The organism is candidate division KSB1 bacterium, assembly GCA_034506395.1.
In the GTDB taxonomy this organism is placed as follows: Bacteria; Zhuqueibacterota; Zhuqueibacteria; order Thermofontimicrobiales; family Thermofontimicrobiaceae; genus Thermofontimicrobium.
This window is the reverse complement of sequence record JAPDPQ010000027.1, coordinates 1-13,988: the sequence shown is the minus strand read 5'-3', so window position 1 is coordinate 13,988 and position 13,988 is coordinate 1. Positions and strand designations below refer to the sequence as shown.

9 protein-coding genes are annotated in these 13,988 nt (G+C 45.3%); 1 reads left to right on the top strand and 8 read right to left on the bottom strand.

The window, feature by feature from the left end; genetic code table 11:
- Nucleotides 1–62 precede the first annotated feature (62 nt).
- From ONB37_15250 to ONB37_15240, 3 genes are all read right to left on the bottom strand, one after another.
- A complete protein-coding gene (locus tag ONB37_15250) occupies nt 63–3,146 on the bottom strand; it encodes a CotH kinase family protein (protein ID MDZ7401511.1) in 3,084 nt (1,027 codons plus the stop codon).
- Between the two features lie 150 nt (nt 3,147–3,296).
- Nucleotides 3,297–5,309, bottom strand: a complete 2,013-nt coding sequence (locus tag ONB37_15245; GenBank protein ID MDZ7401510.1) for a cellulase family glycosylhydrolase — start codon at nt 5,307–5,309, stop codon at nt 3,297–3,299.
- A 53-nt stretch (nt 5,310–5,362) separates the two neighbouring features.
- On the bottom strand, nt 5,363–6,835 hold the full coding sequence (locus ONB37_15240; protein ID MDZ7401509.1) for a sodium/proline symporter: 1,473 nt from the start codon (nt 6,833–6,835) through the stop codon (nt 5,363–5,365).
- A gap of 518 nt (nt 6,836–7,353) precedes the next feature.
- Between ONB37_15240 and ONB37_15235 the strand changes: the two genes are divergently transcribed.
- A complete protein-coding gene (locus tag ONB37_15235) occupies nt 7,354–8,760 on the top strand; it encodes an MBL fold metallo-hydrolase (GenBank protein MDZ7401508.1) in 1,407 nt (468 codons plus the stop codon).
- 414 nt (nt 8,761–9,174) lie between these two features.
- On the opposite strand, the gene ONB37_15230 is transcribed toward ONB37_15235, so the two are convergent.
- The 5 genes from ONB37_15230 to ONB37_15210 all read right to left on the bottom strand — a co-directional run.
- A complete protein-coding gene (locus ONB37_15230; protein ID MDZ7401507.1) occupies nt 9,175–10,137 on the bottom strand; it encodes a sigma 54-interacting transcriptional regulator in 963 nt (320 codons plus the stop codon).
- Between the two features lie 449 nt (nt 10,138–10,586).
- A complete protein-coding gene (locus ONB37_15225) occupies nt 10,587–11,441 on the bottom strand; it encodes a T9SS type A sorting domain-containing protein (protein MDZ7401506.1) in 855 nt (284 codons plus the stop codon).
- Between the two features lie 90 nt (nt 11,442–11,531).
- Nucleotides 11,532–11,843 carry a thioredoxin family protein gene (locus ONB37_15220; protein MDZ7401505.1) on the bottom strand — a complete coding sequence of 104 codons (312 nt, stop codon included), beginning with the start codon at nt 11,841–11,843 and terminating at the stop codon, nt 11,532–11,534.
- A 111-nt stretch (nt 11,844–11,954) separates the two neighbouring features.
- The gene (locus ONB37_15215; protein ID MDZ7401504.1) at nt 11,955–13,001 is read right to left on the bottom strand and encodes a uroporphyrinogen decarboxylase family protein; all 1,047 of its coding nucleotides are present in this window, start codon (nt 12,999–13,001) and stop codon (nt 11,955–11,957) included.
- A 458-nt stretch (nt 13,002–13,459) separates the two neighbouring features.
- On the bottom strand, nt 13,460–13,988 hold a 529-nt coding region (locus ONB37_15210; protein MDZ7401503.1), incomplete at its 5' end, for an NPCBM/NEW2 domain-containing protein.

The following is a 13,988-nucleotide window of genomic DNA, read 5'->3' as shown; positions in this document are numbered from 1 at the left end:
TTCTCTATTTTTCACGCTAGGATTGACAGCAATAATCTACACAGCAAATTGACCGTTAAGGGCTATTTTAAATAAATCAGCTTTTTTGTCTCCTCGTAGCGAGCCGTGTGAGAAATCACTTTGATTTTTGCTAGATAAATCGCACTAGAGAGCATTGTATTGGACTGTGGTTGCCACTCGAACTGATAGTGACCATGGGACAATTCTTTATTCACAAAGGTTGCGACCTTTTGGCCAGATAGGTTGAAAATTTCAAGGGTAACCAAACCACCCTGTGCCAGCTCGAACTCTATGATTGTGGCAGCATTGAATGGATTAGGATAGTTTTGTTTGAGCTGGCATACTCGTCTTGGATTTTCGCTTTGAACAACCGGGGTGATGTCAATTGGCTCGAACTTAGCGATCAAAGACAGATCTTGAGAAAGATTCAAAATGATCTGTTCATGATTGCTCAACGATGTATCGGACCAGCCGACGAATCGGAATCCAGGATTTGGGATAGCCGTAATTTGAATCGGAACTTTCTGAAAGTAATCGCCCTGCCATGGAAAATTGGTTAATCGCAATGAGTTCAAACGAACGATCCCTGAGTTCGGAGGGATGACTTGAAGCGACACGCGCGCAATCCCATTCAGATTGAATTTGCCGATCAAATGCGTTCTGACAAAATTGGGGCGATAGGTGGCGAACTGCTTCAGGTTCTGGACATTTTGTGCCCAATTTCGGGCCGAGTCACGCCAGCGCAATTGATGCCGTGGAATTTCTAATTGCAGAATTGTCTTGATACTATCGATTTTTTGAATGACCCGTTTGGGCTCAAAGGTCGCATTGAGATGATCAGCAAATCGGTTGATGAAATCGTTCTTAAACTGAGGATTTTCGAGCAGGCGTCGCAGCAAAAATGTGGACCATGGCGGGTTTGGCCAATCCGGGCCATTCGCCTCCGTAGCGAATTCGAGGGTGTTATCACGATAGGCAGCGGCGTTCCATAGGCCAAAGCCGAAATCGGTGTCAAAAACGATCCATTTCCAACGACCCTCTGAAGTTCGAGGTCGCCAATATTTGACATTGTTCCCTGGCCAGTCCCTATTGTCAAAGTAGATCTGGGCAATTTGATAATCCATGAAATTGGCTATATCCATCATTTTTTTGACGCTATCATAAACAGTGCTGAGCCGGATATCGTGAGTCGTCATATAGTTCAGCATTGTCTGATAATGAGTGGCATCTCCATGAATCAACTGGATGTTGTTTTCCAAAAGATCTAGCTCATCGGGATCAACATGGCGATTGGCGGCCAGATAATGTTCATTAATTTTTTCGCGGATATTCAAGATGCCCCAATACTGGCCATTGAGAAAAACCACGGCGGGGCGGTAAGCTACCAGGTCCAGATCTGTCCCATTGAGCAGATTTTGCATCATGCCATCGCGAAACATGGTGGACGACCAATCGTTTCCAGAGTTGCGCAAAACGAAAGACTCAAAGTGATCGATCGGCTTATCAGGAAAAAGCTGATATTGGATTTCACTCGTGCCATATCGGCTTCGAGCGAAAATGGCGAGGGATTTTTGGGCAAAATCTCGAGTCCAGCCCCCAAAGATTTTCATCCCTGCGTTCAAACTAAAACCCAAAGCACCGCCAGGTTCAAAAAAATCGACATGGACTGGTCGCTCCCAATCTTGCCAAAAGTTCGCCCCATAATGCGGCGGGCTCGGGTCATAATTTTTTCCTAAAACATAAATGCCAGAATCTGGATCCCATAAATTGTATGGATCAGTCGTAAGACAAACGACTGGCAATCGGATGGTCTCGTTGATTAAATAATTTCGCGTCACGGTAGCGCTGGCAGAGCCGTCTGGGCTGAATTCACGGGCTCTTACCACTGTCGTTTTGGAGATAGAGATAGGGGAGAGATAGCGCTGCGAATTCTTCGAAGGGACCGAGCCATCTAATGTGTAGTAGATTTCATTTTGCGGATCACTGGCAGAAATGGAAATGAGCAAACTGGTCGTATAAAAACCACTCGCATGTGAAAAGGCTGGCTCTCCTGGTAGATTTCGATAACCAACAGTCGTGTTTGAGGTTTTTGGAGTCGGTTGTAAAAAATAGAACCAATTGCTGCCGGCATCTGGTTGGCGACCAAAGGACACATCAGTCGGCAAGGGGCCTAATTCAATTTGGTCTATTAAATGGCCATGAGCGTCATGCAGCGAAATGATCTCACCAGACGCATTGATCTTAAAGTTGGTATGCAAATAATCGGGTTTCAGATTTAAAAAGCGGGAGACTCCGCGGGGATTGCCTGTAATCGGAGCGCTGGAACCGATAGTCAAAAACGGGATCAGGCTAAGGTCAGATGACTCGGGTCCGGAATTGTGAACCTGGATGGCTAAAACATTTTTCCCCGTTTCAAAAACTGCGGGAGGATTTAACAATTCGTATTCCTCTGGTGTCCCGCCCTGATACATTTGCGCTTCCCGATAGGTCCAGGCTGTTTGATTATAAGCAGGATGATCGCCGTAAGTGCCGATATTCGAGCGGGCGATCTCTCTGTCATTGAGATAGGCTACAAAGCCATCATCAAAATCCACATGAAGCAGCGCCCGAACGATCTGGTTTTTATCTGCGATGAAAAAGCTTTTTCGAACATAAACGGACATCACTTGCGGGACCGTCGTCGCATCGTCATTGTCGCCGTAGCCGAAGCCACTAGGACCCAAATACCAATTCGAATCATCAAATTCTCGGGCGCGCCAATTGGGGGGTGGCTCTGATGTTCCCAGGCGATAGCGCCACTGATCCCCTTTATCAATTATGGTCTCCCAATTCAGCCAGTTACGCCGATCTTTGTTCGATGCGAATACTAAAAGGAACTGATTTGGAGGCAAGGATATGGCGGGAAAAGTCCATTTATACGGGGCGGTTGCGTCATCCGAGAGCCCGAAGCCGTTCAGATCAATCGGCTGCTGACCGCGATTATAAAGTTCGATCCAATCGGGTGTATCGCCATCTTCATCACGAATTGTGGCGCCATTGGACGCCATCACTTCGTTGATCACAAGCGATTGGCCGAACAAGGTATCGTTTTTTGAGAAGACGACTATGAGGATGATTATTAAAAAAAATTGTTGGATCGATTTCATAATGAATTACTTTTCCTTTTTGATCTTCAATTGAATGATACGATTTGCATTGTTCAGCTTGTTGAATGTCTGGGCTATTTCAAAACAAAGCGGCAAAGCTCAAATCGAAATTACTTCGATTGATTGGCTAAATCGCTATAATATCAGAATTCATCTCAACAAGATAATCGGCCGGGTCTTTTGCACTCCATTCGTATGAAGCTGGCAGAAATACAATCCTGGTGCAACCGCTTGGTCCTGACTGTTGGTCCCATTCCAGATGAACGTTTGGTAGCCGGGTGACACGGGACCGTTGAACAGATTTTTCACAATTGCGCCGTTCAGATTAAAAATTTTTAAACTGATTGTTTGTTGATCCAGAAACATAATTGGTATGGTAGTCGATTGCTGAAAGGGATTGGGATAATTTTGCGCCCAATAAATTTTATTTGAAATTGGATCAAAATGTCGACCCTCGGGGGGCGTCCAAGCTTCAAGGTTGAATAAAATGTAATTGATATTGAAGCCCGCTTCAATACAAAGCACTTTCAACCGATGGGTTCCTGATGGCAGGGGATAACTTTCTCGTAGGGTCAATGTTTGCCAGTTTTTCCAGCCACCAGTCTTGGGGATTGGAATCGCATCAGTGAGTGGGCGATTGTCCAACAGAAGCTGGAGTCTCCCACTTTCTTGTGACGAAGCTACTCGCAATGATATCCTATAGCTGCCGGAATCGTTGATGGTTAATGTGAACAAAAGCCATTCTCCAGGTTCTGTCCATCCCACGCTAAATTTCGCTCCCTGCGGATCGTCGCTTGATTCAATATCCACTCCGTCGTTGCGATAATTTCGACCGCGATTATATTCCTCGCTTCCCAGGCCGTGAGTCACTTGATAATCTGCATCGTGATACGCAATCGACTCTCGACCCATATCATAATCAACGCAAAAAATCGTATCCGGCAGGACATGATTTTTGAATGGTATTGGCTGTCGCCCGAAATCGGATCGGAGTAAGGCATCGAGAACATCGGGATGAAATTCGCAATTTTCTAACTTCAACCAGTCGGCCATTTCCAACAACGCAGTCATGGCAAACTGAGATGATGGCTTTTCCATTTTCCCATTCCAATAATCGATCAAACGCTGATAATTCGGCGAAATTGGGACAGAGTAAGGACTGGTAGTAGTTTCGATCTTCTTATGAGTCCACCAGTTCCAGCCAATGTTATTTTGTTCCATCAATTCGATGCAATCGTAGAACCAGGTGTTGGAGTTTTCGCCTGACTCGCCCAACCACAGCGGGCAATTCGTTTGATTGCGGATATTCAGGTATTTTTGGATTGAAGTTTGTGTATTTTCATTCCAATATTTGTGGAAGCTATAAACCATATTGACATCGAAAGGTGGGGTGAGCAAATTAAAATCTGTGGCGTACCAATTTCCTTCAATGAAAAGAATATGATTATTGTCCACTTCACGAATCGCCCGTGCGATCCGAATATAGAGCGAACGAAGATCATTATTGGTATAACCCCCTGGTATAACTGGTTCATTCAGCAGATCATATCCAGCGATCCATTGTGCTGTGGTATAGCGCTCGGCAATTTTGCGCCAGATCGCTATGGTGCGTTCCTGATTGGCTGGATCGGTCCAAAGTCGCGCTTCGATCCCATCGGAATCGCTGATATTGTCCTTATTCTGTCCGCCAGGCGCGCAGTGCATGTCCAAAATCAAGTAGATCCCGTATTTTTCGCACCAGCTCAGCAGCCGATCAATAATTTGAAATCCCTCTTCCAAATAGACTCCCGGTTGATCCTCTGGAGTCAGAAGCCGATAATTGAAGGGCAGTCGTACTGAGTTGAACCCCCAGGAGGCGATTTGCGCAATGTCTTGTTCCATGACGTAATTTTCAATGTACCGCTGATAGAATTGCTCCGCATTGGCTGCACCGACGAGATCGACGATCTGTTTTCGAATTGAACTGGGCGAACCGAATCCTGGAATATGCAATTGATATCCTTCCTGTACCAGCCAGCCGCCCAAACCAAATCCGCGCAGCAAAACTTTTTGTCCGTAAGAGTCGACAATTTCTCTGCCCTGCGTCTTTAAAAAGGCATCGGAATTTCGGGATAATAACAACAACCAGAATAAGGCAAGTATTGTCAGCTTGGATGATTTCATATTGGTTCCTTCTATTCGAAATGCAATTGAACTTCTACTGCTTTTTTTGACAATCAATTCTTTGTCGTTCTATTCGGTGCCAAAGCCAGGGTGGCAATAATGGCGACGAACCCTGCGACAACGAAAGTCATCACGCGGGCGGTCATCAGTTTGGCGTCGAGGCCAGTGCTGATCCAAACAATTGTGAATAGCATTCCGAAGATCATGGTGATAAGTGCGGCTTTGCTGTGAAATTTTTTCCAGAACAAAGTTGCCAGAATCACTACGGAGAACGTGCCTCCGACGCCAGCCCACACATAACCAACGATGGTGAAAATTAATTTCGTTGGGGAGATAAATGCCAAATTGAGAGCGACGCTCGCCAAAAGCGCTGTTAGGATTCGTGACAGATAGAGATTGACTTTTTCCGATGATTGGTCAAGCTTGATCAGTGGCTTAATCAGATTCTCCCAAAGTTCTGAGGCAGAGAGGATCAACAACGAATCTGCTGTGGAAATCATGGCAGCAATGGCGCCAGTTATGAGAACCGCCGCGATAGCAGGTGGAAACACTTTTAGCATGACCGATGGCATTACATATTCACGATCTGCAAGGCCATTAGGGCCAAAAATGGCAAGCCCGATCCAGCCAATAGATAAGGCACCGATATAGGCAGCCACGGTCCAGGCGATGCCAATATTGCGGCCTTTCTTAGCCTGAGCTGGATTCCGGATCGCCATGAACCGCATGCTCAATTGCGGCTGCCCACCAAGATAGCCGAAAAACCAAGAAAAACCAGTCATCATGATGAGTCCAGCAGAAAAACCAGATGCAGCACCAGTGAGTGAGGCATATTGCGATCCAGCCTTGTGCAGGGCAGTAGGGATGCTTGTGGCGAATAGGTCAGCGGGATTGTGGCTGGCTAAGTAAAAGATACCGACTATCGGCGCAACAATCAAAGTGGTAATCATTAAGATCGCCTGGATCACATCGGTATAAACAACGCTTCGAAAACCGCCGTAAATCGTATAAGGGATGATGATCAGGGCGGTCAAAAACATTCCATGGATTGGATCAATTCTAAACATGGTGAAGAGCGTCTTGCCGCCGCCGATGAATTGGGCGCCAACATAAAAGAAGAAAAAGAACACGATGATGAAGCTTGCTACAATTTGAATAGATCGACCGAGCTCGCCATGCCTTTTTGCCAAATAATCAATAAAGGTGGTAGCGTTATATTTCTCAGCTTCATCGCGCAGCCGCCAGGCAATTAGAGCCCAAGCAGTGATGATGCCAACGACACATCCGATCGCTGTCCAGATTTCGGTTAAGCCTGTGGCATAGGCAGCTCCGGGCAAACCCAACAAACACCAGGATGACTCTCCAGTTGCTCGCTCAGATAGTGCTGCCGCCCATCCTGGCAGCTTGCGACTCGCGATCGTGAAATCCACATCAGTTTTGACCTTTCGACCTTGATAGATTCCCCAGCCAATCAGCAGGGTTAAATAACCAACGACCACAATCAGAATCTGGGTTTGATGTGCCATTCTTCCCTCCATTCGAAATCTATCTCTGCGCTTCTACCGCCTAAATTGAACTGATCATATCCGTTGGCTACCCTCTACCCACGAGGCAGAGAGTCATTATGCCCCTGAAAACTTCCATTCAGGTTCAGTGGCTCGCATAAATCGGTCTAATTTTGAATCGATGATTCCCCAACGACGGGAAAAGATAAACTTTTTTAATTAAAGTTTCAATAAAATTCTATCGAGAAATAAAGTTTGGCGGCGCAAAGTACTTTGATTGATCCATTGCGCTTTTCATCTGAACAATATTGCAAAAATTTGAATGAAAAACTAGTCGTTGACTTCATTGGTAGCATCGCTTTTATCTGCTCTTAAAGTGCAACAAAAAATGAAGGAGTAGTACTTCTCAAAAATTGCTTGTAAAACAAAATTAAATTTGATATATTTGAATTGACGATCATCATCGAATTTCGATGAAGATGAGTTGAAAATGGTTGTTCAAAAATGAAGCGCATGAAAGAGGATATTAGGAACGCACAATGAACATAGCGATCACATTTCTTGGTGCCGCTCAAAACGTCACTGGTTCTTGTTATTTGCTTGAAGCCAATGGCAGTCGGTTTTTGATCGATTGTGGTTTGTATCAAGAACGACCTTACCTGACGCGAAATTGGGACTCATTCTATGTCCCTCCAGAAACATTGGACGGTGTCTTGCTTACCCATGCCCATCTGGATCACTGCGGCTTATTGCCCAAATTGGTCAGAGAAGGTTTTAAAGGGAAAATTTATTGCACGCAAGCCACCAGTGAGATCGCCAAAATCGTTCTATTGGATGCCGCAAAAATTCAAGAAGAAGATGCCGCTTTTAAAATCAGACGTCATCAGCGGGAAGGTCGGACTGGGCCGCGACCCGTCAAGCCGCTCTATACCATTGCCGATGCCGAGGCAACTTTACCGTTTTTTCAGCCAGTCGCATACAAAAATCCGATAACGATCGCGGATGGGATCGAAGCTTGTTTTTATGAGGCTGGGCACATCCTCGGCTCTTCCAATGTGATATTTCGAGTTCAGCAGGACGGTGAAAGCCGAACTATTCTTTTTTCGGGCGATATCGGGAGATGGGAAACGCCCATCCTTTTGGATCCAACAATTTTCAATGAGGCAGATTATGTAATCATGGAGTCGACTTACGGGGATCGTTTGCACGGGAATAGGGATCACATTGCTGATCAATTAGAGGAGATCATTCTTTCGACCTACAAAGCTGGTGGGAATCTTCTCATTCCGAGTTTCGCGGTAGAGCGTGCACAGGAGGTGCTCTACTATCTCAATCAATTACTGATCCGTGATCGTATTCCACATTTGGCTGTTTTCATGGATAGCCCAATGGCGATTCGCGTGACCCAGGTGTTTCAAATGCATCCCGAGCTATTTGACAATGACATGCTGCGACTATTGCATCGGAACGAGTCCCCATTTGCTTTTAAAGGGTTGAAAATGATCGAAACCATCGATGAGTCCAAGGCAATCAATCATATTCGCGGCACGGTCATCATCATTGCTGGATCGGGTATGTGCACGGCAGGCCGAATAAAGCATCATTTGACCAAAAATATTGAGCGCTACGAAAGCACGGTGCTGTTTGTCGGGTATCAAGCAATGGGTACTTTAGGCCGTCAGATCGTTGACGGCAATGAGGAAGTTCGGATCTTGGGGCAATTTTATCGCGTTCGCGCCAGAATCGCTCAGATCACTGGCTTTTCTGCCCACGCAGATCGGGATGAACTACTTCGATGGCTTGCTGGATTTCAAAACGCTCCGAGACAACTGTTTGTGACTCATGGTGAGCCCGAAGTCGCCCAACAATTCGCTGATTTGATCAGACAACAAAAAGGATGGAACGTCTCAGTCCCCGAATACCAAACCAGAGTCGTGCTAACATAATTGTCGCAAATCTGTTATGCTCATGGGAAATTGAATCAATTTTTTAATAGGTAGATTCTGCTTTCTTTCAAAATGTCCATCTGAAAAATGTAACGATGCTTCATTCCTTACCATCCGCGCAATGACCAGTGTACACCTTTTTTAAAAAAATTATCACGCAGTATTATTCTGTGAATTGGTTCTGCATGTGCAGTAATCGATTCGTACCGTGTCAAGCAAAAGTTTGTGAGCTTGGGATATGCTGATGACTCTCATTTGAAGTGTGCGTGTAGATACTAAAAATGAAATAAAAAAATAGGCGATCATTTCAGATCGCCTGTTTTATAAAAATTCGATAATTTCGGAAACCAAATCAGCTAATCACTACCTCGTATAACTGGTGTTAACCATCTTCAAACATGAACCGAGTACGAGCTAGCGGCTTGAAATAGAATGTTTCTTCATTTTAAAGCGCAATGTAGCTTCTGGAACGCCGAGCAATTTAGCAGCTTTAACCTGGTTGCCGTCAAATTTGCGCAAAGCTTTTTTGATTAAGAATGTCTCAATGTCAGAGATAATTCCTTTAAGATTAATCGGCTCCAGGATATCCAACGGGTGCTTACGAATTCGGAAGGGCAAAAATTCTGGGGAAAGCCGATCTTTCGGTGACATTTGCACCAGCGTTTGGACCGTGCTCTCTAATTCACCAATGTTTCCCTTCCATTCATAATCGAGCAGTGATTCGAAAATCTCCGAAGGCACGGCTGGTTCCTCTCGTCCCAGTTCGGCGCATGTCTTTTTCATGAAGTAGGCAAATAGCTCTGGGATGTCCTGTTTCCGCTCCCGAAGCGGAGGAATATATAATGTGAATGTGTTGAGCAAATAATACAGCTCTTTTTTAAATCGACCCATTTCCATATCGTGCTTCAATTCTCGATCGGAGGCAGCGAAAATTCTGAGATCCAGAGTGATATTCTCTTCGCTATTTAGGCGTCGTATCGTCTTATCACGAATGATCCTCAGAAATTCTTCCTGATATTCAGAGCTCATGTGATCAAGATTCTTGAGAAAAAGAACCCCATGATCTGCTTGTTCGAGCAAACCAACGACTGGTTCTCCAGCTTCATTTACTTGTCCTGCAACGCCGTAGAGTTCTTTGCTGGCAATTGTTTTGCCTAAGGCGGCGCAGTCAATTACAACAAACTCATGCTTGCGACGTGCACTTTGCAAATAAATCTGCCGAGCTACAAATTCTTTTCCTGTACCTTTCTCTCCAAAAATAAAAATGTTATTATCATTTTCCGCTAACTTTGCAACAGCCCGATTCAAACTTTTCGCCATTGGGCTTGTGCCTAGGATCGGTTCTGTTTTTATAGAATTCAACTTTTTTTCAGCCATCTTAATCACCCTTGATTATTTGATTCGAAAGTTAATGTTCGCAATTTTAGTTATGATAATATACACAAATAAAAATAAAAGTCAAACATTTTTTTTATTTAAAATAAATTTTTATTGAAATAGCCTATTCAATCGATTCCGCATAATTTGCGATGAATAAGAGACGTAAACTGGCAATGCGAAAACGCTAGGCGAAATATCAAGGGTATCCGCCCACATCCACCTGGTGAACATGGGCGGGTTTATTACTTATTTGACCGCATACTTTTGAATGACAATTTTTGGTTCTATTTTGATTCGCTGATTAATTCGGAAACGATGATCGTAATTCAGATAGCTTCAGAGAAAACTCGACAGCTTCACTTTGGTATTCGGGCACTCAATATCAAAAATGTCAGAGCGCTGAGGCGCTGAATTTATGAAATAGCTCTGGAATTTCAACTAAGCCGTCATTTGATCAAAACCATTTTTTTGACGGCAGAGAACTTTCCTGATCTGAGCCGATAATAATAAATTCCAGATTCCAGTTCTCCAGCGCTAAAATGAATCACATGAGATCCGACATTCATTGGCTCGCTTAAAATTGTCTTAACCTCGTCACCGAGCAGATTGTATATCTTTAGCTCAGTCCAGCCAGCTTGCGGCAGATCGAATTTGATCTGAGTCGCAGCGTTGAATGGATTCGGAAAGTTCTGCTTCAATTGGAACGACTGGGGAATCATGTCATCGGAGCGATTTGCTACCCCTGTGCCGCCAACTTGAATGGGATTATCGAGTTTAACATCATAATAAGTAGTATCCGTGAAGTCAAGCGCGGCATTGGTCACAAAGTAGCCGAGATTAAAATTTCCCGTAGTTGCACCAGTGGTCATTTTAATGACGACGTCCACATACCCAGTGTCAAGATTAGAGGCGTATGGAGTATTAGCTTGATAAACCACCCACATCATATCTTCTCCGCTGGGAAAGCGAGTTTCAAGCGAATCGGTCCAAAAATCGACTTGACCGCCTGGATCACCATCAACACTATCTGGGTGGAGGAAGCTACAAGTATCTGGACCAAAATCGCCCGAGTAGGTAACCAATTCTACCTTCCAATCGTTGGGTATTAGCAGCCCCAAAATCCCATAATGCGCGTTGGCATCCGTACCTTCAGTGCGAACCTGTAACGTCACCTCTATCGGTGCGTTTACCGCTACTGTTATAGGTTGATCGACTTCCAATATTGTAAAACAAGCGCTCAACAATGGCAGCATAATGGCAAAAAAAGTTACAAGACTCCATTTTGTAGAAATTCGATTCATTTCTGATCTCCTAATTTTGAAAATCATTGGTTCATTTTAGCTGTGCATCAAAGGGTTTAATTGGTGAGTTTAATTATTTTTATTTGATGGTTATGTTCCGATCACCTCCTCCGAACTTGGATTGCTGGGCAAATATTTTTCAATCGCCGCTTTCAACTGATGCTCCGATGGAATGATGCTGACAAACTCGGGAACATCGTTGATCAAAATCGTCGGTAATTTGCTTACCCCCAGTTCCTTCATCCGCTGCATCCCTTCCTTCGTTTTAATCAAGCTTTCCTTCCATTCAATCTGGCCAGGAAACAGCAGCGCCACCTTCTTGACCATTTCGACCATATACTGACAGGGCGAACACGCCCTCGAATCCAGCGTTACAATCTCAATGAATATTTTTTTTGACATAAATCTGACTTCTTTTTGATAGCTTCTCTATGAACCGCTAATTCCGCTAATTATCCCAATTTCGCTAAAACGCCAAATGGCAAAAGAAACTCATTGCCCACTGATCACTGATCACTGATCACTGATCACTGACCACTGATTCCCTTTCAGCCTTTCTACCTCGTTAGAACGAACCGCACGAGTAATCGCCTGCACATTCTCGATCGGCGTGGCAAAGGGAATATCGCAACCAGGGCAGAGGAAGAACCCCTTTTTCCCACCTGCTTTGAGACAGTCCAGAGCGGCTTGATAATTATCCTCAGGCGTGCCGAACAGCATTACCGATGCCAGTGGCAAATTGCCAGCGAATGCCACGTTGTGTTTCAATGCGACCTCTCGGGCGAAATGGAGATCGACATTCTCATCAACGCCGAAATAATGAGCGCCGATGGCCGCCATCTGCTCCACATTCCGAGTGGCATCGCCGCAGGCAAAGAAGCCCGATTTTTTGCCCAGGCGGTGAATCGTCTCCAGAATGGGCTGATGAAACGGGGTGACGAATGTCTTGAAATGTTCGGCGGAAATCTGGGAGGTCAAGGAATCCACCACGGTGATCACATCCACGCCTGTCTCGGCGTAATAGCGAGCCGTGGCCTCGCAGACCTGGCTGGCAAAGGATAAAATCTTCTTGACCTCATCGGGATGGTCGTACATGTCGGTGAAAATCTTCACCCCCGCCAGATGCAGCGTCAGCGTGAACGGGCCCGTGATTAGCGCAAAAATGGCGATGCGATCGCCCAATTCCCGAACGATCCTTCGAGCCGCCCCCAGCGCCATCGGATATCGGCCTTGATCAGGAGTAGGAATTTTCAGCTCGCTCAGTTCGACTTTTTCCAGCACATGCCCCACGACAGCGGGGGGATTTTCATCGGACCAGGCGATGTCACAGCCCAGTGCCTCGGCTTCCAATTGCACATCGAACAGCGTCGGCAGGCCGTCGGGCTGATACAGCTCGTAGCCCTTCAAAACTCCTTCGACCAGCACATCGGCTTCAGTGAACAGCCGCTTCGCATTCACCCCCAATAAATGCGCCGCATGAGCGCCTACCCACGGCACCCAGCCAACCCGATCGATCGGCTGTAGTTCCAGCGTCCGTAAAATTCGTTCTTTTGATTTCATGTAATACCATTATTTCAGACCATCAACAAAAACCCAGACCGCTAATTTCGCTAATTAAGCCAATTGCGCTAATTTGTTATTAGCGCAAAAATTTAGCCTTCTGAGCGAGATTCTGTCATTCCGCCACGCCAGTTGATGGAGAGGAATCTTTGCTCGCAAAAGACCGCCGAATCATATAAGATGTTCACAAGAAAGATTTCTCTCCGCCACTTGATACCGCCATAAGGCATGAGAAAAAAATGAAAAATGGCATAGGTCGCTATCATAGTTTGTGCCATAGGCCGTATCTTTTGCATTTTAATAAGGCAGGTCATCTTGCACAAATCTAGGCGGATCGAAATGACCCGTTTGATCAGTTGGCCAAATTTGTATAAATTGGCGCAATTTGGAAAATTCGTGAAATTAGCGGTCAAAATATTTTTGCCTACTGAGCAAGACTTTTCGTGTTCAGATGCCAGTTACCTAACCGCCTTCGCTCGAACCCAATTCCCACACTGCCCAAAATAGGGCAGCCAGTCCTGCGTGCGGACCACCAATTTCAAAGTCTGAATCCCCGCAACGGGAATTTCAATTTCCTGGGGCTCGGAATTCGCATCAATGACCCGACTGGCGAAAAGTTCATCGCCATCACCGTAAACGCCAAATTGGATTTTCCCGCCTCGATAATCTCCCTTTTTCAAATTGCAATAGGGATTCAAATCCGCTGAAACGATAGCGGAAAACATTTTCCATTGGCCATCGAGCCGATAGATCAATTCAGAATTGGGGAAAACGCCGATCCCTTTTTTGAACTCTTTCCCTTGGATTCGAAATGGCCGTCCCCAGAAATTTCGATCCAGCTCGGGAACGCCCGTCCACTGATTCACTGAATCGGGCTGGAAGTCACTCAAATAGACCGAGGCATCTTTTGCTTCAGACAAGGCCTGTTGCGATAGCTGGCGAGGCTTGATTTTATCCCTCACCCGCTGATCTACCGCCCATTGGTAT

Excerpts from the sequence above, each read along its gene's own strand:
- ONB37_15220 (MDZ7401505.1), bottom strand. The coding sequence starts at position 11,843 with ATGTCAAAAAAAATATTCATTGAGATTGTAACGCTGGATTCGAGGGCG.
- ONB37_15235 (MDZ7401508.1), top strand. The coding sequence starts at position 7,354 with ATGAACATAGCGATCACATTTCTTGGTGCCGCTCAAAACGTCACTGGT.
- ONB37_15245 (MDZ7401510.1), bottom strand. The coding sequence starts at position 5,309 with ATGAAATCATCCAAGCTGACAATACTTGCCTTATTCTGGTTGTTGTTA.
- ONB37_15225 (MDZ7401506.1), bottom strand. The coding sequence starts at position 11,441 with ATGAATCGAATTTCTACAAAATGGAGTCTTGTAACTTTTTTTGCCATT.
- ONB37_15215 (MDZ7401504.1), bottom strand. The coding sequence starts at position 13,001 with ATGAAATCAAAAGAACGAATTTTACGGACGCTGGAACTACAGCCGATC.
- ONB37_15240 (MDZ7401509.1), bottom strand. The coding sequence starts at position 6,835 with ATGGCACATCAAACCCAGATTCTGATTGTGGTCGTTGGTTATTTAACC.
- ONB37_15230 (MDZ7401507.1), bottom strand. The coding sequence starts at position 10,137 with ATGGCTGAAAAAAAGTTGAATTCTATAAAAACAGAACCGATCCTAGGC.
- ONB37_15250 (MDZ7401511.1), bottom strand. The coding sequence starts at position 3,146 with ATGAAATCGATCCAACAATTTTTTTTAATAATCATCCTCATAGTCGTC.